The 18,526-nt window shown below is 51.3% G+C and carries 19 protein-coding genes and 1 other annotated feature; of the genes, 7 read left to right on the top strand and 12 right to left on the bottom strand.

Features of this window, described 5'->3' with window-relative positions; genetic code table 11:
* Nucleotides 1-357: 357 nt before the first annotated feature.
* The 3 genes from clpB to rluD all read right to left on the bottom strand — a co-directional run bounded on the left by clpB (nucleotide 358) and on the right by rluD (nucleotide 4,767).
* Nucleotides 358-2,931: an ATP-dependent chaperone ClpB gene (clpB, locus tag ABLV11_RS10060; RefSeq protein WP_126489436.1), complete on the bottom strand. Its 2,574-nt coding sequence runs from the start codon at nucleotides 2,929-2,931 to the stop codon at nucleotides 358-360.
* A 127-nt stretch (nucleotides 2,932-3,058) separates the two neighbouring features.
* Nucleotides 3,059-3,790, bottom strand: coding sequence for a purine nucleoside phosphorylase YfiH (gene yfiH, locus ABLV11_RS10055; RefSeq protein WP_016808274.1), 732 nt, complete (start codon nucleotides 3,788-3,790; stop codon nucleotides 3,059-3,061).
* The gene (gene rluD / locus ABLV11_RS10050; protein WP_004104614.1) at nucleotides 3,787-4,767 is read right to left on the bottom strand and encodes a 23S rRNA pseudouridine(1911/1915/1917) synthase RluD; all 981 of its coding nucleotides are present in this window, start codon (nucleotides 4,765-4,767) and stop codon (nucleotides 3,787-3,789) included. Before rluD ends, yfiH begins: the two co-directional genes overlap by 4 nt.
* A 132-nt stretch (nucleotides 4,768-4,899) precedes the next feature.
* Between rluD and bamD the strand changes: the two genes are divergently transcribed.
* The 4 genes from bamD to pheA all read left to right on the top strand — a co-directional run bounded on the left by bamD (nucleotide 4,900) and on the right by pheA (nucleotide 7,666).
* Nucleotides 4,900-5,637, top strand: coding sequence for an outer membrane protein assembly factor BamD (gene bamD / locus ABLV11_RS10045; RefSeq protein WP_004104615.1), 738 nt, complete (start codon nucleotides 4,900-4,902; stop codon nucleotides 5,635-5,637).
* A 271-nt stretch (nucleotides 5,638-5,908) separates the two neighbouring features.
* Entirely contained in the window at nucleotides 5,909-6,244 is a 336-nt protein-coding gene (gene raiA / locus ABLV11_RS10040; protein ID WP_004104616.1) for a ribosome-associated translation inhibitor RaiA, read from the top strand.
* 106 nt (nucleotides 6,245-6,350) lie between these two features.
* Nucleotides 6,351-6,475, top strand: a sequence feature (Phe leader region).
* Nucleotides 6,352-6,399, top strand: a complete 48-nt coding sequence (gene pheL, locus ABLV11_RS10035) for a pheA operon leader peptide PheL (protein WP_101706155.1) — start codon at nucleotides 6,352-6,354, stop codon at nucleotides 6,397-6,399. (Overlaps the previous feature by 48 nt.)
* A gap of 30 nt (nucleotides 6,476-6,505) precedes the next feature.
* Entirely contained in the window at nucleotides 6,506-7,666 is a 1,161-nt protein-coding gene (gene pheA, locus ABLV11_RS10030) for a bifunctional chorismate mutase/prephenate dehydratase (RefSeq protein WP_004104617.1), read from the top strand.
* Here pheA and ABLV11_RS10025 read toward each other — a convergent pair.
* The 3 genes from ABLV11_RS10025 to aroF form a co-directional block, all read right to left on the bottom strand.
* A complete protein-coding gene (locus tag ABLV11_RS10025) occupies nucleotides 7,663-8,535 on the bottom strand; it encodes an SMP-30/gluconolactonase/LRE family protein (protein WP_064374018.1) in 873 nt (290 codons plus the stop codon). The two genes, pheA and ABLV11_RS10025, sit on opposite strands and share 4 nt — an antisense overlap.
* A 69-nt stretch (nucleotides 8,536-8,604) precedes the next feature.
* A complete protein-coding gene (gene tyrA, locus ABLV11_RS10020; RefSeq protein WP_004104619.1) occupies nucleotides 8,605-9,726 on the bottom strand; it encodes a bifunctional chorismate mutase/prephenate dehydrogenase in 1,122 nt (373 codons plus the stop codon).
* Between the two features lie 9 nt (nucleotides 9,727-9,735).
* Nucleotides 9,736-10,806, bottom strand: a complete 1,071-nt coding sequence (gene aroF, locus ABLV11_RS10015; RefSeq protein ID WP_004104620.1) for a 3-deoxy-7-phosphoheptulonate synthase AroF — start codon at nucleotides 10,804-10,806, stop codon at nucleotides 9,736-9,738.
* A gap of 344 nt (nucleotides 10,807-11,150) precedes the next feature.
* On the opposite strand from aroF, the gene ABLV11_RS10010 reads away from it, so the two are divergent.
* Genes ABLV11_RS10010 through ABLV11_RS10000 form a run of 3 tightly spaced genes read left to right on the top strand, consistent with a single transcriptional unit; the run spans nucleotide 11,151 to nucleotide 13,370 of the window.
* Nucleotides 11,151-11,660, top strand: coding sequence for a YfiR family protein (locus ABLV11_RS10010; protein ID WP_004104622.1), 510 nt, complete (start codon nucleotides 11,151-11,153; stop codon nucleotides 11,658-11,660).
* Nucleotides 11,653-12,876, top strand: coding sequence for a diguanylate cyclase DgcN (gene dgcN / locus ABLV11_RS10005; protein ID WP_004114501.1), 1,224 nt, complete (start codon nucleotides 11,653-11,655; stop codon nucleotides 12,874-12,876). Before ABLV11_RS10010 ends, dgcN begins: the two co-directional genes overlap by 8 nt.
* An 11-nt stretch (nucleotides 12,877-12,887) precedes the next feature.
* Nucleotides 12,888-13,370 carry an OmpA family protein gene (locus ABLV11_RS10000; RefSeq protein ID WP_004104626.1) on the top strand — a complete coding sequence of 161 codons (483 nt, stop codon included), beginning with the start codon at nucleotides 12,888-12,890 and terminating at the stop codon, nucleotides 13,368-13,370.
* A 4-nt stretch (nucleotides 13,371-13,374) separates the two neighbouring features.
* Here ABLV11_RS10000 and ABLV11_RS09995 read toward each other — a convergent pair whose 3' ends face one another.
* From ABLV11_RS09995 to ABLV11_RS09970, 6 genes are all read right to left on the bottom strand, one after another.
* Nucleotides 13,375-14,745: a PepSY-associated TM helix domain-containing protein gene (locus ABLV11_RS09995; RefSeq protein WP_348855299.1), complete on the bottom strand. Its 1,371-nt coding sequence runs from the start codon at nucleotides 14,743-14,745 to the stop codon at nucleotides 13,375-13,377.
* Nucleotides 14,746-14,798: 53 nt separating this feature from the next.
* Nucleotides 14,799-15,236: a DUF2946 domain-containing protein gene (locus ABLV11_RS09990; RefSeq protein WP_163530852.1), complete on the bottom strand. Its 438-nt coding sequence runs from the start codon at nucleotides 15,234-15,236 to the stop codon at nucleotides 14,799-14,801.
* Nucleotides 15,237-15,468: 232 nt separating this feature from the next.
* The gene (locus tag ABLV11_RS09985; protein WP_348855298.1) at nucleotides 15,469-16,500 is read right to left on the bottom strand and encodes a site-specific integrase; all 1,032 of its coding nucleotides are present in this window, start codon (nucleotides 16,498-16,500) and stop codon (nucleotides 15,469-15,471) included.
* A gap of 83 nt (nucleotides 16,501-16,583) precedes the next feature.
* On the bottom strand, nucleotides 16,584-17,084 hold the full coding sequence (locus ABLV11_RS09980; RefSeq protein WP_015370196.1) for a PH domain-containing protein: 501 nt from the start codon (nucleotides 17,082-17,084) through the stop codon (nucleotides 16,584-16,586).
* A 21-nt stretch (nucleotides 17,085-17,105) separates the two neighbouring features.
* Nucleotides 17,106-17,444 (bottom strand): DUF2511 domain-containing protein, encoded by a 339-nt coding sequence (locus ABLV11_RS09975; protein WP_071647611.1) that lies wholly within the window; start codon nucleotides 17,442-17,444, stop codon nucleotides 17,106-17,108.
* 8 nt (nucleotides 17,445-17,452) lie between these two features.
* Nucleotides 17,453-18,310 (bottom strand): phage repressor protein CI, encoded by an 858-nt coding sequence (locus tag ABLV11_RS09970; RefSeq protein WP_064165128.1) that lies wholly within the window; start codon nucleotides 18,308-18,310, stop codon nucleotides 17,453-17,455.
* Nucleotides 18,311-18,526 lie beyond the last annotated feature (216 nt).

Raw genomic sequence — 18,526 nt, 5'->3', positions numbered from 1 at the left:
CATGTCACTTTGAGTGCCCACACAGATTGTCTGATAAATTGTTAAAGAGCAGTGCCGCTTCGCTTTTCGCTGCGGCGCGGGGTGTGCATATTACGCTTTCCCGCTTCAGAGTCAAGCATTTATTTTCGCTTTTCTCTGTCGGAACTCATCGCTGAGCCCATCGACCCGGCGGCTTATTTGCCGTTGTCCCGTGTCAGTGGAGGCGCATTATAGGGCGTAATTTCAAAGTGACAAGCGGTATTTTCAAAAAAAAACTCACCCGCTTAATTTTCAGCCAAATCGCCAGCAGGAAAGAGATTATTGCCTGGTTTTTAAACAAAAACGAGCCCCAGGGGCCCGTTTTTGCTGTTTTGTGATTTACTGCACTGCCACTATCCGGTCATCTTTCACAACCAGTTGCACTGCTTTACCCGGTATCAATTCACCGGAGAGGATCTGCTGCGCCAGCGGGTTTTCGATCTGTTGCTGGATAGCACGTTTCAGAGGACGTGCGCCATAAACAGGATCGTATCCATTTTCGCTCAGCAATTTCAGCGCTTCATCAGACATGTGGACTTCGTAGCCGCGTTCCTCAAGTCGTTTATACAACCGCTGCAGCTGAATCTGCGCGATAGAAGCAATATGTTTTTCACCCAGCGGATGGAAGACAACCACTTCGTCAATACGGTTGATAAACTCTGGACGGAAGCTTTGACTAACCACGCCCAGCACCATCTCCTTCATATGGCCATAATCCAGTGCCCCAAAGCGTTCCTGAATAAGGTCGGAGCCAAGGTTAGAAGTCATGATGACCACCGTATTACGGAAGTCGACCGTTCTCCCCTGCCCATCGGTCAAACGTCCATCATCCAGCACCTGCAGCAGAATGTTAAAGACATCCGGGTGCGCTTTTTCCACTTCATCCAGCAGGATGACAGAATAAGGACGACGACGGACCGCCTCGGTCAGATAGCCGCCTTCTTCATAGCCCACGTATCCCGGAGGCGCCCCAACCAGACGTGAAACGGAATGTTTCTCCATAAACTCTGACATGTCGATACGTACCATTGCATCGTCGCTATCGAACATAAAGTTGGCCAGAGCTTTACAGAGTTCTGTTTTACCCACCCCGGTAGGCCCAAGGAACAGGAACGAGCCAATCGGCCTGTTAGGATCGGATAAACCAGCACGGCTACGGCGAATCGCATTAGATACTGCTTCCACCGCTTCGTTCTGACCAATAACGCGGCTATGCAAATCCTGCTCCATACGCAGCAGTTTCTCACGTTCACCTTCAAGCATTCTGGCCACCGGAATACCCGTCCAACGAGCCAGCACTTCCGCGATTTCGGCATCCGTTACTTTGTTACGCAGCAGACGCATCGTTTTGCCTTCAGACTGCGTTGCCGCCGCCAGCTGTTTTTCCAGCTCAGGGATCTTGCCATACTGGAGCTCGGACATTCGCGCCAGATCGCCGATGCGACGCGCCTGCTCAATGGCGATTTTAGCCTGTTCCAGTTCAGCCTTAATGGTCTGAGTGCCGGAAAGCGAGGCTTTTTCAGCCTTCCACTCTTCCTCTAATTCTGAATACTGACGTTCTTTATCCGCCAGTTCCTCATTTAGCATATCCAGTCGCTTAATGCTGGCGTCATCAGACTCTTTCTTCAGCGCCTGCTGCTCCAGCTTGAGCTGGATGATACGGCGGTCGAGCCGGTCCAGCTCTTCCGGTTTTGAGTCAATCTGCATCCGAATGCTGGAAGCGGCTTCATCGATCAGGTCGATGGCTTTATCCGGCAGCTGTCGATCGGCAATATAACGATGGGACAGCGTGGCTGCCGCCACAATCGCCGGGTCGGTGATCTGCACGTGATGGTGCAGTTCGTACCGTTCTTTCAGACCACGCAAAATCGCAATGGTATCCTCAACAGTCGGCTCCGCCACGAATACTTTCTGGAAACGACGTTCCAGAGCGGCATCTTTCTCAATATACTGCCGGTATTCATCCAGCGTTGTGGCACCCACGCAGTGCAGTTCACCGCGCGCCAGCGCCGGTTTCAGCATGTTGCCGGCATCCATTGCACCGTCTGCTTTACCTGCCCCCACCATCGTGTGCAGCTCATCGATAAACAGGATAACGTTACCTTCCTGCTTAGCGAGATCGTTCAGTACGCCTTTTAAGCGTTCTTCAAACTCACCGCGGTATTTGGCACCCGCCACCAGCGCGCCCATATCCAGCGCCAGAACTCGACGGCCCTTCAGCCCTTCCGGCACCTCGCCGTTAACGATCCGCTGCGCCAGCCCCTCAACAATGGCCGTTTTACCTACGCCAGGCTCACCGATGAGCACCGGGTTATTTTTGGTACGACGCTGCAGAACCTGAATCGTACGACGAATTTCTTCATCACGACCGATGACCGGGTCAAGCTTGCCCTGCTCGGCACGCTCGGTCAGATCGACGGTAAATTTTTTCAATGCCTGACGTTGATCTTCGGCACCCTGATCGTTCACGCTTTCACCTCCGCGCATTTGTTCAATCGCCTGACTCACGTTGGCGGTTGTTGCTCCGGCAGATTTTAAAAGGTCGGTCAGCGTACCGCGTGATTCAAGCGCAGCCAGAACGAACAGTTCTGACGAAATAAAGTTGTCCTTTCTCTTTTGCGCCAGCTTGTCGCAAAGGTTCAGAATACGCACTAAGTCCTGGGACGGTTGAACATCACCACCGGTACCTTCCACCTGCGGCAAACGGCTTAGTGCCTGTTCAATATTCGTGCGTAGCTCGCCGGCGTTGATGCCAGCCGAAGTTAATAAAGGACGTACCGATCCCCCTTCCTGATTCAGCAAGGCGCTCATAAGATGAAGAGGTTCGATGAATTGGTTGTCGTGCCCAAGCGCAAGGGACTGGGCATCGGCAAGAGCAAGCTGGAATTTATTGGTAAGACGATCCAGACGCATAACTCCTCCCATAACAGGTCAAATTTGCTACTGGAGATTAAATGAGGTCATCCCTCAATTATTCAAGGTTAAAGACCTGAACTATGCAAAAATAAGTTTGCCTTCTGGATCGTCTTAGTTCGGCAGGTTATATCAGCCAGATGAAACTTGCCATACGACCCGTCATCTTGTCGCGGCGATAAGAGAAAAAATCATCCTTTTCGCTGAGGGTACAGCGGTCACCGCCGTAAATCTGCTCAACGCCAACGCCCGCCAGACGCTGACGAGCCAGTTGATAAATATCAGCAAAATATTTTTCGCCCGCGGGACGAAATGCACGTTCCGCCAGGGCATCTTTTGCCATAAAAGCTTCCCGCACTTCCGGGCCGACCTCAAACGCATCCGGCCCAATAGCGGGCCCAAGCCAGGCCATGATATTTTCCGGTTTATCGGCGAAACAGGCGATGGTTTCTTCCAGTACGCCTTCGCACAGCCCTCGCCAACCGGCATGCGCAGCCGCAACTTCAGTACCCGCGCGGTTACAAAAAAGCACCGGCAGGCAGTCAGCGGTCATCACCGCGCAGACCGTCCCCGGCACATTGCAGTACGAAGCATCCGCTCGCTTTGACTCGTACGGCCCGCCATCGAGTCGCAAAACTGCCGTACCGTGAACCTGCTCCAGCCATACCGGATATGACGGCAGGCCGCCAGCGGCGAACATACGCCGACGGTTCTCTTCTACGTGCTGTAGATTGTCTCCACAATGGGCGCCGAGATTAAGTGAATCGTATGGCGATAAACTTACCCCACCAACGCGCGTGGAACTACAGGCAGCCACGCCTTCCGGCATCGGCCATTGCGGTACAATCAGTTTAGTCATAGCCAGTCGATATCGTCTTTATGGGCTTCAAAATCCGCGCGCATGGCATCAATCAAATCCACCATGTCCTGTGGAATTGGCGCATGCCATTCCATCTCAATTCCGCTGATCGGATGGTATAAGCGTAGCATGGTGGCATGCAGCGCCTGACGATCGAACTTCCGCAGGGCAGCGATGAACTCTTCGGATGCCCCTTTGGGCGGACGCGGGCGACCGCCGTAGACCTGATCGCCCACCAGCGGGTGAGTAATGTGCGCCATATGTACGCGAATCTGGTGCGTACGGCCGGTTTCCAGGCGCAAACGCAGCCGAGTATGGATGCGAAAATGCTCCATAATCCGGTAGTGTGTTACCGCCGGTTTTCCCATGGGATGTACCGCCATATGCGTACGCTTGGTCGGGTGGCGGCTAATCGGTTCTTCAACCGTTCCGCCAGCCGTCATATGACCAATCGCCACCGCCTCATACTCGCGGGTGATTTCGCGCAGCTGCAGGGACTCCACCAGTCGGGTTTGCGCCGGGATAGTCTTCGCGACCACCATCAAACCGGTGGTGTCTTTATCAAGACGGTGCACAATCCCCGCACGCGGCACGTCAGCAATGGCCGGATAGTAGTGCAACAGCGCATTCAGCACAGTACCGTCAGGGTTGCCCGCGCCAGGATGCACAACTAAATCGCGCGGTTTATTAATTACGAGGATGTCATCATCTTCATAAACGATATTGAGCGGAATATCCTGTGCCTGGAAACGAACTTCTTCTTCGATTTCAACATCGATAGCAATCGTCTCCCCTCCCAGAACTTTCTCTTTCGGCTTGTCGCTGACGCTGCCGTTTACCAGCACTCTCTGGTCAAGGATCCATTCTTTTATGCGCGAACGCGAATAATCCGGGAACAATTCGGCCAAAGCCTGATCTAAGCGTTGTCCGAGTTGATTTTCGGACACCGTTGCGTTGAGTTGTACTCGTTGTGCCATATACAGCTTCTTCGTTTTAACGTTGGGTTTTACGGCTTTGCCGTTTAATATAGTGTGCTATTGTAGCTGGTCTTAATCGGGAGCAGGAACAGAGATTCTCCCGCATAAACATTTTGAGGAAGTCAAAACGTCATGACGCGCATGAAATACCTGGTGGCAGCAGCCACACTGAGCCTGGCTTTGGTGGGTTGCTCTGGCTCAAAGGAGGAGGTGCCCGATAATCCGCCGAATGAGATCTACGCGACCGCTCAGCAAAAGCTGCAGGACGGTAACTGGAAACAGGCAATAACGCAACTGGAAGCGTTGGATAACCGTTATCCCTTTGGACCTTATTCCCAACAGGTGCAGTTGGACCTGATTTATGCGTACTACAAAAACGCAGACCTGCCGCTGGCTCAGGCAGCCATCGATCGCTTTGTACGCCTGAACCCTACGCATCCTAACATTGATTACGTCATTTATATGCGTGGTCTGACAAATATGGCGTTGGATGACAGTGCGCTGCAGGGCTTCTTTGGCGTCGATCGCTCCGATCGCGACCCACAACACGCGCGTGATGCCTTTAACGACTTCTCCAGGCTGGTCCGTGGCTATCCTAACAGTCAGTACTCTACCGATGCTTACAAGCGTATGGTGTTCCTGAAGGATCGCCTGGCGAAGTACGAGCTGTCAGTGGTCGATTACTATACCGATCGTGGCGCATGGGTTGCAGTAGTTAACCGCGTCGATGGCATGCTGCGTAATTACCCGGATACGCAGGCCACCCGTGATGCGCTACCGAAGATGGAAAATGCCTACCGTCAGATGCAAATGAACGCTCAGGCTGACAAGGTTGCGAAGATCATTGCGGCTAATAGCAAGAACACCTGATAGTCGGTCGCTAAACAAAACGGCAGCCCAAGGGCTGCCGTTTTTTTATTCGTTAAATAGTTTAGCTGAAGCGGTTTAGCCCCGAGTTAACTAATCAAATATGGCTCTCTTTCTGCCATTCGACAAGTAAAATCTCGCCTGTTCCTGTCCTTTCTCACAAAACAGATTCGTTGACAAAAAGTGACAATAAAATGTGATTTAAATCACGCTTTTTGACATTAGGCGAGGTATGCTGAATTCACCAAGACGGGAAAGACAAGAGGTAAAATTTATGACAATGAACATTACCAGTAAACAAATGGAAATTACTCCGGCAATTCGCCAGCACGTCGCAGACCGTCTCGCCAAACTGGATAAATGGCAAACTCACTTAATCAACCCGCATATCATCCTCTCTAAGGAGCCGCAGGGTTTTGTCGCTGACGCAACCATCAATACGCCGAACGGTCACCTGGTTGCCAGCGCACGGCACGAAGACATGTATGCCGCAATCAACGAATTGATCAACAAGCTGGAACGGCAGCTAAATAAAGTGCAACACAAAGGGGAAGCCCGCCGCGCCGCCACATCGGTGAAAGAGGCAGGCTTTGTGGAAGAAGAAGAGTAATCCTTAACTTAAGCTTGTGTCATGCCACGCGCCTTCGGGCGCGTTTTTTATTGACAGAGTGAAAACAGTACAGGTACTGTAATCCCCACTAACTCAAGGAATTCATCGTGAAACTCATCCCGTTCTTCTTCGCATTCTTTTTTACCTTCCCCTGAATGGGAGGCAATTCGTCGTGTGATAAAGAATGCGAAGACGAACAATAAGGCCTCCCAAAAGGGAGGCCTTTTTTATTGATAATCAATAACAAGAAAGGCAACACATATGACCGAGGAAAACCCATTACTGGCCCTACGCGATAAGATCAGCGCTCTGGATGAAAAACTGCTGGCGCTGCTGGCGGAACGCCGCGGCCTGGCCGTAGAGGTTGGAAAAGCCAAGCTGGCATCGCACCGGCCGGTACGGGATATCGACCGCGAGCGCGATCTGCTTGAACGCCTGATGACGCTGGGAAAAAAACACCATCTTGATGCCCACTACATCACACGCCTGTTTCAACTCATTATTGAAGACTCGGTCCTTACCCAGCAAACGCTGCTCCAGCAGCATCTGAATAAAATTAATCCGCACTCTGCACGCGTCGCGTTTCTCGGGCCCAAAGGTTCATACTCGCATCTTGCGGCTCGTCAGTATGCCGCCCGCCACTTTGAACAGTTTATCGAAAGCGGCTGCGCTAAATTCGCGGATATCTTTGAGCAAGTGGAAACCGGTCAGGCTGATTACGCCGTCGTCCCTATTGAAAATACCAGTTCTGGCGGCATCAATGATGTTTATGACCTTCTGCAGCACACCAGCCTATCTATCGTTGGCGAGCTGACGCTGCCTATCGATCACTGCGTGCTGGTTTCAACATCCACCGATGCGCAACAGATTACGACGGTCTACAGCCATCCGCAGCCGTTCCAGCAGTGCAGCCAGTATCTAAGCCGCTATCCGCACTGGAACATTGAATATACCGATAGCACGTCTTCGGCGATGGAAAAGGTCGCTCAGGCAAAATCGCCAACCGTTGCCGCTCTGGGCAGCGAAGCAGGCGGAGCGCTGCACGGTTTGCAGGTACTGGAACATTGCCAGGCTAACCAGACGCAAAACATCACCCGCTTCCTCGTTCTGGCGCGTAAAGCGGTGGAGGTCTCCGATCAGGTACCGGCGAAAACCACTCTGTTGATGGCTACCGGCCAGCAAGCCGGGGCCCTGGTAGAAGCGCTACTGGTGCTGAGAAACCATAACCTGATTATGACCAAGCTGGAATCGCGTCCTATTCATGGCAATCCGTGGGAAGAGATGTTTTATCTGGATATCCAGGCCAACCTGGAGTCAATGCCAATGCGTAAGGCATTAAAAGAGCTGGCCGAGATAACCCGTTCAATGAAAGTACTGGGATGTTATGCCAGCGAAAACGTGGTGCCGGTCGATCCGGTTTAACGTTCTGTAAACGGCAACTTCTTCATCCCTGCCACGGTCACCGGCAGGGTGAAGATCGCGCCGGAAAGCGGATATTTCGCCAGCTCTTCAGCATCCATATTCTCCCGCGTGGTCGTGATATAGAGCGTTTTCATATCCGCTCCGCCAAAGCACACCATCGTCGGGCAACGCACCGGTAGACGGTACTCCTCCAGTTGCTCGCCCGTCGGAGAAAAGCGCGCAATACGCCAACCGTCAAACATCGCGCTCCAGTAGCAACCTTCAGTATCGATGGCCGCGCCATCAGGAATACCCTCACCGGGCTGAAAGCGACGAAAGACCTCGCGTTTACCCACTTCGCCCTGCTCATCCAGCGCTGTACGATAGATAACGGCATTGGGCGTATCCGAGGTATACATCCACCGCTTGTCTTCGCTAAATGCCAAACCGTTGGCGCCATGAATGTCGCACTGGATAACCTGCGGAGAGAGATCGTTATCAACGCGCATCAAGAGCGCGCCGTTAAAATCTCCCGGCCCCCAGAAAGTCCCGGCATAAAAGCGGCCATCGCGATCGGTTCCGCCATCGTTAAAACGGGCTAATTGCGGATTGCTGGGGTTATCGCAGACTTTTCGCTGCAGTAATCCATGAACATCGGTGAGCCAGATACCGCTACGTAAAGCGACGATAAAACCGCCCTTTTCGCGTAGTGCAAAACAGCCGGGCTCTTCGGGAAACTGCAGTACCTGATGATCGCCCGTCTGCACGTCGTAGCGATGAATCTCGCACTCCATAATATCGGCCCAGTACAATGCCTGTTCGGCTTCGCTCCAGGTCGGACATTCCGGTAAATGCCCGGTGTAATCAAACAGCGGTTGTGGTTCAGCCATCGTTTTCATCCCTATAAAAAAAAGCCAGCGGGTCACCCCTCTGGCTTTATTGTATACGTCTTTTAACACTTACTGCCGATTATCATTTGCCTGACGCAGCAACGTCCGGCTTTCGCTCTGGAAGCGCTGGGCATAATCACCGAACCAGTGCTCGACCTTACGGAAGCTGTCAATGAATGCCTGTTTATCCCCTTGTTCCAGCAGGCCGATAGCTTCACCGAAGCGCTGGTAGTAGCGCTTAATCAGCGCCAGGTTGTTTTCTGAGGACATAATAATATCTGCGTAGAGCTGCGGATCCTGGGCGAACAGCCGGCCAACCATCGCCAGTTCAAGGCGATAAATCGGTGACGACAGCGCCAGAAGTTGCTCAAGTCGCACGTTCTCTTCGGCCAGGTGCAGGCCATAAGCGAAGGTGGCAAAGTGGCGCAACGCCTGAATAAAGGCCATGTTCTGATCGTGTTCGACGGCGCTAATACGATGGAGCCGCGCGCCCCAGACCTGGATTTGTTCCAGGAACCACTGGTACGCCTCAGGCTGGCGGCCATCGCAATACACCACGACCTGCTTCGCCAGGCTGCCGCTGTCAGGCCCAAACATGGGGTGTAATCCCAATACCGGCCCGTTATGCGCGGCCAGCATCGCCTGTAGCGGTTCCGCTTTCACCGAGGCCAGGTCGACCAGAATGCAGTCCGCCGGCAGAGGCGGCAGTTGAGCAATCGTTGCCGCTGTTGTGTGAATCGGTACGCTGACGATGACCATTCCGGCATCGGCGACAATCTCTTCGGCCCGAGACCAGTCGTCTTTCTCGAGGATACGCACCTGATATCCGGAAAGCGTCAGCATTTTTTCAAACAGTCGCCCCATTTGCCCACCGCCGCCGACGATCACCACCGGACGCAGATTCGGATAAAGCGTTTTAAAGCCTTTATCGTTCTCGCTGGAGTAAGACTCACGCATGACGCGACGCAAAACATCTTCGATAAGATCCGGCGGAACCCCAAGCGCCTCAGCCTCCTCACGGCGAGAGGCCAGCATCGCCGATTCACGTTCAGGGACGTAAATCGGCAGACCGTATTGGCTTTTAACTTCTCCGACTTCCGCAACCAGCTCCAGGCGCTTAGCCAGCAGTTCCAGCAGCGCTTTATCGACTTCATCAATTTGATCGCGTAACGCGGTCAGTTCAGCAACCATATAATCCTCTTACGCCAGACGAGCCGCCAGATGGCCTCGCAGATCCTTATCAAGTTCGCGGAGCAACGCATCGGTGGTTTCCCAACTAATGCAGGCATCGGTCACGGAGACGCCGTATTTCATATCGCAACGCGGCTGCTCAGAGGACTGGTTTCCTTCGTGGATATTGCTCTCAATCATCAGACCAATAATGGAACGATTACCATCTTTAATCTGCGCGACGACGGATTCAGCAACCGCAGGCTGGCGGCGGTAGTCTTTATTAGAATTCCCATGGCTGCAATCTACCATCAGAGAGGGTTTCAGTCCCGCCTGAGTCATCTCTTTTTCGCACTTCGCGACATCTTCCGGGCCGTAGTTGGGCGCTTTACCGCCACGCAGAATGACGTGTCCGTTTGGATTGCCCTGCGTTTGCAGCAGACACACCTGACCGGCCTGGTTAATACCGACGAAGCGGTGCGGCATCGCGGCAGCGCGCATGGCGTTAATTGCCGTTGCAAGGCTGCCATCGGTGCCGTTTTTAAAACCGACCGGCATCGACAACCCGGAGGCCATCTCGCGGTGAGTCTGAGATTCCGTCGTACGCGCGCCGATGGCGGACCAGCTAAACAGATCGCCGAGGTATTGAGGACTGTTAGGATCCAACGCTTCCGTCGCTAACGGCAGCCCCATATTGACCAGCTCAACCAGCAGACGACGCGCAATCTTCAAGCCGCCTTCTACATCAAACGAACCATCCATATGCGGATCGTTAATCAGCCCTTTCCAGCCAACGGTGGTGCGGGGTTTCTCAAAATAGACGCGCATGACCAGATAGAGGCTATCGCTGACCTCTTCGGCAAGGGCTTTAAAACGACGAGCGTACTCAATGGCGGTTTCAGGATCGTGAATCGAACAAGGACCACATACCACCAACAGGCGCGGATCGCGACCGGCGATGATGTCAGAGATGGTCTGACGAGACTGCGCGATCTGCGCTTCCTGCTCAACGCTCAGAGGGAATTCAGCTTTCAACTGATCCGGCGTGATCAAAACCTGTTCGTCAGTAATATGTACGTTATTCAGCGCGTCTTTTTGCATGATTGCGATCCTGTATAGCTCGTTTGCGATAGTTATTGCCTCAGCGAGGATGACGTAACGATACCATATGAAGTAAAGATTTCAATCCATATTCCGTAAATTTTACTTTACAGTTATAAATTAAATCGCGCCAGATTCACTTCATAATGTACAATTATATTTACAACAAGCATGCAGGTTCAGCACTTCCCCTCTTTTCACTCCATTCTTTTACGAAAAATCCTGGTGAGAATTATCTTAAAGCGGCGGGGCTGGCTAATGACGGTTTTCAGCAATAATGCTATTCTTCGCCCGGGTTTCAGCAATCTGCATCCCCCGCGCTATGACAACCTGACGGATCCGTAATGACAGTTCTTCACCGTCTCTTTTTGACTTTAGTACTATCGCTCGTGGGTATCTCTGCTGTTGCCTCCGAACCGTCTGAAAATGTTCGGACGATCGTTTCGGGAATCGTGACCTATACACGCTGGCCGCAGTTATCCGGCCCGCCAAAGCTTTGTATTTTTTCGACATCACGTTATATCCATAGCCTGGCCGAAGAAGCACCGGAATTATTGCCTTATAAGCCCGTGATTGTTCGTAATACGGAAGAAGCCTTACAGACGACCTGCGATGGTTTTTATTTTGGCAGTGAATCTCCGACTCAGCAGTCTGAATTTACAGCTAAATATGGAAACCGGCCCCTATTGCTTATTGCGGAACAAAACACCGATTGCTCTATTGGCAGCGCATTTTGCCTGCTTATAAACAATGAGAGAGTCAGATTTTCCGTAAATCTGGATGTACTGACGCACAGCGGCGTTCGGGTTAATCCCGATGTGCTGATGCTTGCCCGGAAAACATCACATGAATAAGGATTTTTCTCAGGCCCCGCGCCCCACATTTAAAAGAGCGCTACGCCGTATCAGCATGATAAGCGTTGTTATCTCTATGACACTGGTCTGGCTATTGCTCTGCGCCGCTTCCATATTCACACTCAAGCAATACGCACAAAAAAATCTGGAGCTCACCGCCGCCACGATGGGCCGTAGTCTGGAAGCCGCGCTGGTCTTTGGCGATAGCGCGGCGGCCGAAGATACCCTGGCCACGCTGGGCAAGCAGGGACAGTTTTCGCAGGCAATCCTGGTCGACGGTCGGCAGAAGCCCTTTGCCTCATGGCATAACGATGGCCTGGCCAGGCAGGATAAAGTCAGCGACGTTATCAGCAAATGGCTATTCCCGGAACCCACGGTACAACCTATCCTGCACCAGGGGAAAGTTATCGGTGAACTTCGTCTGACCGCTCTGGACAGGCTGATAAGCTATTTCCTCGGTATCTCAATTATTGTGCTAACCGGCAGCATTTTTCTCGCCTCATGCATTGCATTGCTGCTTACCCACTCGCTGCATCGTGGCATCGTGGCTGCGCTGCAGAGTATTACCGAGGTAGTTCATGATATCCGCGAAAATCGCCATTTCTCTCGTCGGGTCCCCGAAGAGCGTATTGAAGAGTTTCACCTCTTTGCCCAGGACTTTAATAGTCTGCTGGGCGAGATGGAGGACTGGCAGCGGCAGCTTCAGGCTAAAAATGCCCAGCTTCTGCGTAGCTCCTTGCACGATCCGTTGACCGGCCTGGCTAACAGAGCCGCTTTCCGCAACGTTATTAATGCGTTGATGAAAGACGAAACCGTCCATGGTAGTTCTGCGCTGCTGTTTCTTGACGGCGATAATTTCAAGCTCATTAACGATAACTGGGGCCATGCTGCCGGCGACAAGGTGTTAATTGAGGTCGCCAGCCGCCTGATGGCCTTTGTCGGCAAACAGCACCAGGCGTGGCGTCTCGGCGGCGATGAATTTGCCATTCTGCTGCGCAATGTTCATACAGAGGCTGAAGTTCAGGCACTCTGCAGCGCATTGTCGGAACAGTTTATCCCGCCGTTTAATCTCCACAACGGCCACACCGTCAGGCTGTCGCTGAGTATTGGTTACGCGTTAACCTGGGAACATGCCTCCGCGGAAAATCTGCAAGAACTTGCCGACCAAAATATGTATCGGATGAAACACCAGCGCTTACAGCGAACGCAAAAATAAAAGGAATCACCATGATCGGGAAATATTTTGCTCCTGCTTTACTGGCCGCACTTTTTCTAAGCGGCTGTCAGGCTCCGCAAGGAAAATTCTCTGCAGAACAAATTGCAGCAATGAAGTCATATGGCTTTACTGAAGCCAATGGCGACTGGTCATTAGGAATATCTGACTCCATATTATTCGACAAAAACGACTATCACCTGCGTGCCGATAGCAAACAGCAAATTCGCACTATGGCTTCGCGTCTGGCCACCACCGGAATTACCCATAGTCGTCTCGAAGGACATACTGATAATTACGGCGAAGACGCTTACAACGAAATGTTATCGCTTAAACGCGCGAACAGCGTTGCGGATGCCTGGGCCGAAGGGGCAAATATTCCGCGCACCAATTTGACCACTCGCGGGCTCGGGAAAAAGTATCCGATAGCCAGCAACGCTACCGCACAAGGACGCGCTGAAAACCGCCGCGTCACGGTGGTTATCAGCACGCCTTAAGCACCTATTCGACTGACTTAACCTCTGTCATCGCCGTTGCTGCGCGCCAGCGCAGATAATCAACGGCGAGACACAGCGCGAGGCTAATCCCCATTAGCGGCAGCGCCAGCCCCAACATCACTGTGATAACGCCGATCGACAGACGAGCAGGCCATGCTAAGCCCAGCCACGCGTGGAGCAGCGTATTAGCCGGGTTAAAGGCCGAACTCGCGGGACGGCGTATCCACCACAAACGGTACCCCACCACGATCATCACGCAGAGCGCAATCCCGAATACGATAAGCAGTAGCTGATTGGCAAGCCCGAACAAAATTCCCATATGGAAATCCACGCCCCAGCGGGTAAGTTTAGCCATCAGCGGAAAGTCGGAAAAATGAGTGCGGTCCACGACCTGCATATTTGAACCATCGATCGCTACCGCATCAACCTGTGTCGGCCAGCTTCTGTCAATTTCATTTACCGTCCACGCGCGTCCGGAGGCCGACGGAGGACGAATCTCCAGCTTGCCTGCTTCCAGCCCGGCCTTGCGAGCAGCCTGCAGGACCTCGTCAAAATCCTCTACGCGAAGTGGGACGTTCGTCTTCTCCATCGCCCCGTGTCTCATATGATGTTCCGCATGTGGATCCTGTATTGCCGGAGTGGCTTTTTCCAGCTGCGCGTTCACCTGCGGCGTCAACCAGCCAAAGGCGGCGCGCATCTTGTCGACGTTACTGCCCGCCCATTGTGACCAGGTCAAACCGGTCGCAGAGAATAACAGCATACCGATTAGCAGCGCCCAGCCGAGAGAAACATGCAGGCGACGGTTATTCTGCACTCTATTATTTATACGACGACGCGGTCGGGTCATCGACCACAGCGCGATCCCGCCAAGAGCGGCAACCCACATCCAGGAGGCTGCCAGCTCGCTGTACAGTCGGCCGAAGTTACCCAGCAGCAAAGAGCGATGGGCATAATCAATCCACTGCCGCAGCGGCAAAATACCGCTGGTGCCGTAAACCGGCATATCACCTGTCACGCGTAACGTCACCGGATCGACAAAAATTGCCCGCGTTTCAGACTCGCCAAGATTTGGATCAATAAACATCACTCGGGTAGTATCGCCAGCCATAATCCCCGGTCGAACCGCGTGCAAACGGAGGTTTCCCTGGACCGCCTCCATTGCTACGGTAATTTGCGCGCTCAGCGGGTGCTTTTCGCCGCTGAGCGTCCCCTCCAGAGTCTCTTTATAGAGCCAGCTTTCCAGCTGCGGGGTGGCGACATAGAGCGTACCGGTCAGAGCCGCCACGAAGATAAACGGTCCGATAAACAGTCCGATATAGAAATGAAGACGACGCAGCAGGTTCAGCCATGCCGCGCGCGAGGTGCAGGTAGTCATACTTTTCCTTTTTGAGAGCAAAAGAGAACGTTGCGCAGTGCGCACATGATTTTTTAGTTAAGGAAGCAAGCAGACTGTTGCGGCGGAGCGCGGGTATGAGGGTAAAGCCAGGGAAAGTAGTGCCAGTGTTTCCGTTCCGGACGGAAAACCGGTGCGCTATAGCGTCTAAGCACCAGGCTGATCAGCAGTACCAGCGCAAAAATCATCCCTGGCACGTGGGCTAATAGTACGCAGTAGCCGCAGGCTTCAGCATGATCGACCGGCATGCTGTGCGCGTGTTCCGCAATCGAGGCGTCAGTATGCATCATGGGCATCTGATGTGATGGCATCTCTTCCGTCATTTCCATCGTTAAATGGTGCATACCGCTCATCGGATCTTTTTGCAGCGCGACAGAGATCAGCGGCGCCACCACGATCAGCAGGATCGCAAACAGCGCCAGCCACGCGGCGTGCCGTTGTGATGCCGGGTGATGAAAAATAGTGCTGACCACGGTCCCTCCGAATGAGGGCCATATTGTAAATGATTCTCAATGAAATAGTTAAAATGAAGATAAAAAAAGGGCTGGCCCATCAGGCCAGCCCTCTCATTCAGGATGTCGCGAAAGCGAATCTTAGTTAAGACGCTTCTAGTAATCGATATTAAAAATCAACAATATACAAAAATAACAATAAGTTACGCACATCCTAGATATGTTTTAAACCACCCTCGCACATGCTGCGTGGTCATTCGGTGGGCATTATCAAGCTCAGAGGATTCAGCTCGACAGCCTGCTCAAGATGGTCAGGAGCGAAGTGTGCGTATTTCATTGTTTCACGAATGTTTGCGTGCCCGAGTATCTTTTGAAGTACGAGAATGTTGCCGCCATTCATCATAAAATGCGCACCAAAAGTATGACGCAGGACGTGGGTCTTTTGCCCTTCCGTCAGCTCAATATCTGTGAGCAAAAGCATTTTCTTGAATTCCTGATAGCAGGGCTTAAACATCCTCCCTTGACGGGTAGCTAATTTTTCGTAGAGCCATTTTGGGATGGGAACAGTGCGATTCTTTTTGCCTTTGGTCTTTGTAAACGTCAGTTTGTATGGCGAAAGTTGGGGGCGAGTTAGCCGCTCTGCCTCCCCCCAGCGCGCACCAGTTGCCAGACAAATTTCGGCAATCTGTGCAAGGTCTTCATGTCCGTACTTCTGACATGCCAGCATGAGCTGCGGAATTTGCTCTAACGTCAGCCAGGACATCTCTTTTTCAGCCTCTTTGAAGACACGAATGCTATCCAGAGGGTTTGGTAAACTCCACTCCCCTAACCGCCTTAACTCGTTAAATACGGCCTCCAAATATTGCTGCTCCCGATTGACCGTTATCGGCTTTGCTACCCACTTGGCCGGGTCTTTATGATAACCATTGTCAATCTTGCCACTTAGACGCTGGTCACGATAATGCGCCCAGTCCTTAGCTGTAAGTTGTGATGCTATCGGGTCGCCTAGTCCGTTGCAGACAATTTGCAGTTTAGCCAGACGGGATTTGCTGGCAACCAGCGCCTGCCCATGCAGATTATGCCAGAGCTGAATAATCTCGCTGAGTTTGCGCCGGTCTTCTTTCTCTGACATCCACGGCTTATCTTTGGCCTCATCGCGGTAATATTGCTCATAAGCCACTGCCTCACCTTTGGTGGTGAAGCGTTTACGCACGCGACGACTTTCTCTCCCATTAACGCGAAAATCACATAGCCACTCACCGGATGAAAGTTTTTTAACAGTCAAATCCCCCCCTATTTGCTACATCTAGCACTGTGGCTAATAGACTGTCTTATAAACCGAGGTATCATCCCCATATCGAAGGACACTTAAATCAGATCCATCAACTTGCTTTTTTTAGCCTGAAACTCCTCATCAGAAATCACCCCAGCCTCTTTAAGCTCTGATAATTTTTTGAGTTGTTCGAAAGGGTCGCTACTGGCCTTATTTTTTTCGGAGGCTACTGTTTCACTTCTCAACCCTCGCCCGCTTTCAATTGCTTCAACGAGGGCAAGCTCTGACTCTTTGCTGAATGTTTTAAATTCAAGGTCATCATGGGATGTGTGCACCCTTATAACCCTATGACCAAGCGTCGACTTTCGCTCAATAGAGGTGATAGATTTTAAAGGTATAGTTTCAATTACCTCACCAATAAATCCCTTACGATAAAAAGCAACTCTGGTTTCCGTAACAATTAACGCGCCATTATGCTGGGTATTTTTTCCACTACCCATCATTTTACCGATATATCCTTCCGCCCACGCAATGACAGACTCACCTGAATTCAGATGGCTTAACTTAAATTTTTCAACATGTTTATTTTCTTTCATCACCAATTCCTTTTTAATAAATTATTTACAGAGATTCAGGGCTGAATCTAAAACCGGAGATATTGACATTTTTACACCGGAATAATTAGGGTCATCTTTCCATACTGTATCTAAATCGTAACCTTCCATTTTTCCGGACTTAACAGCGCTGGAAGCCATACCGTTAAGCGGATAACGGTTATCTGTAGCGGTATCATATACAAAAGCATATGCACCATTAACACAGGAAACCGTAGCCTTTTCAAAAGTCAGAGGCCATGTATTACCAAATGATGCTCCATCTAACGCCTGCGTTTTCTCGGCTGCGAACGCAGATGAACAGAGAACAAGTAATCCAATAGCAAATAATGAGCGCATCATAAAATCCCTTATATATGTTTCTCAATTGTAAAAATAACCGTACCTGACGGTGTAATATCAGATAAATTGCATTCAAACTCAGCAGAACCATTGGACAACCGAACTTTATTTCCGGGTAGCCGAATCACATTGAACACATCCATTGCACCATCAATACTGATGAGCCAGCGGCCGTTAGCAATATTCTTCGCAGAAATATCAACCAGCCAAGATTTACCCATACCCTCAACAAACATCAGACCATCATGATTATCTGGAATCATTGAAGGGTCAGCCAACCAGTTACCTGTTTTTTTTAATTCACCGTTTTCAAGGCGGTATTTTCTAATTGTGGCTAATGCCGTTTGCTCTGTGGGTAAGGTCACATTACTTTCATAAAGTCCACCGTTACCTGTGGCAAGCCAGTATAAAGATGCTCCCGTATCTAAAGCACAAACGATAACAACATCCCCTGGGAAGTGCTCACGGCGAACCCAAGCGCTCATCGTGCCGGATGGTATATCGAGATGGTCGCCCAGCTCTTTTTGCATGGTAAAGCCATAAGCCTGCATGATGCGCTGCAAAATCTCTTTCCCACCTGAGCTTTGCATTGCCTCCAGCAGTCGTATTCCCTGCATAGGGTAATGACCGGGCTCAAATCTTACATTTGTAAGTTCACCACCTTCCATAAGCCATTTAAGGTCTGCGCCAGTATCGAGAGCACATTGGACTATGTAGTCTCCAGGAACCTTACCCCGCTTGACCCAATTACTAATCGTGGGCAATGGAATTTTTGCGAGGTCAGAGTAAGCCTGTCTTGTTCTAACTCCATAAGAAACAAGGATTCTATCAATGACATCTCTGACGGATTGCTCTTCTTTATCCATTTGGATACCTAAATTATTTTCAATTTAACCTTTACAGGTTTTCATATGGAAAGTAGTATCCGTCCTGCACCCTGAGAATGTGCGAGAACATACTAAAAATGAATCTAACCGGAGATAATTACCTATGAATCTTCAAATTGCAATCCCCAATGGCCCGGACTTCCTCTCATATGAGGAGTTTGCAAAGCAGTACGGATGCAGCCTGAACACCGTTAA

The sequence above is a fragment of the Klebsiella sp. GW_Kp181 genome (assembly GCF_040062315.1).
GTDB lineage: Bacteria > Pseudomonadota > Gammaproteobacteria > Enterobacterales > Enterobacteriaceae > Klebsiella > Klebsiella oxytoca.
The sequence above is the reverse complement of the archived record's forward strand: the minus strand, read 5'-3'. Positions and strand labels throughout refer to the sequence as shown.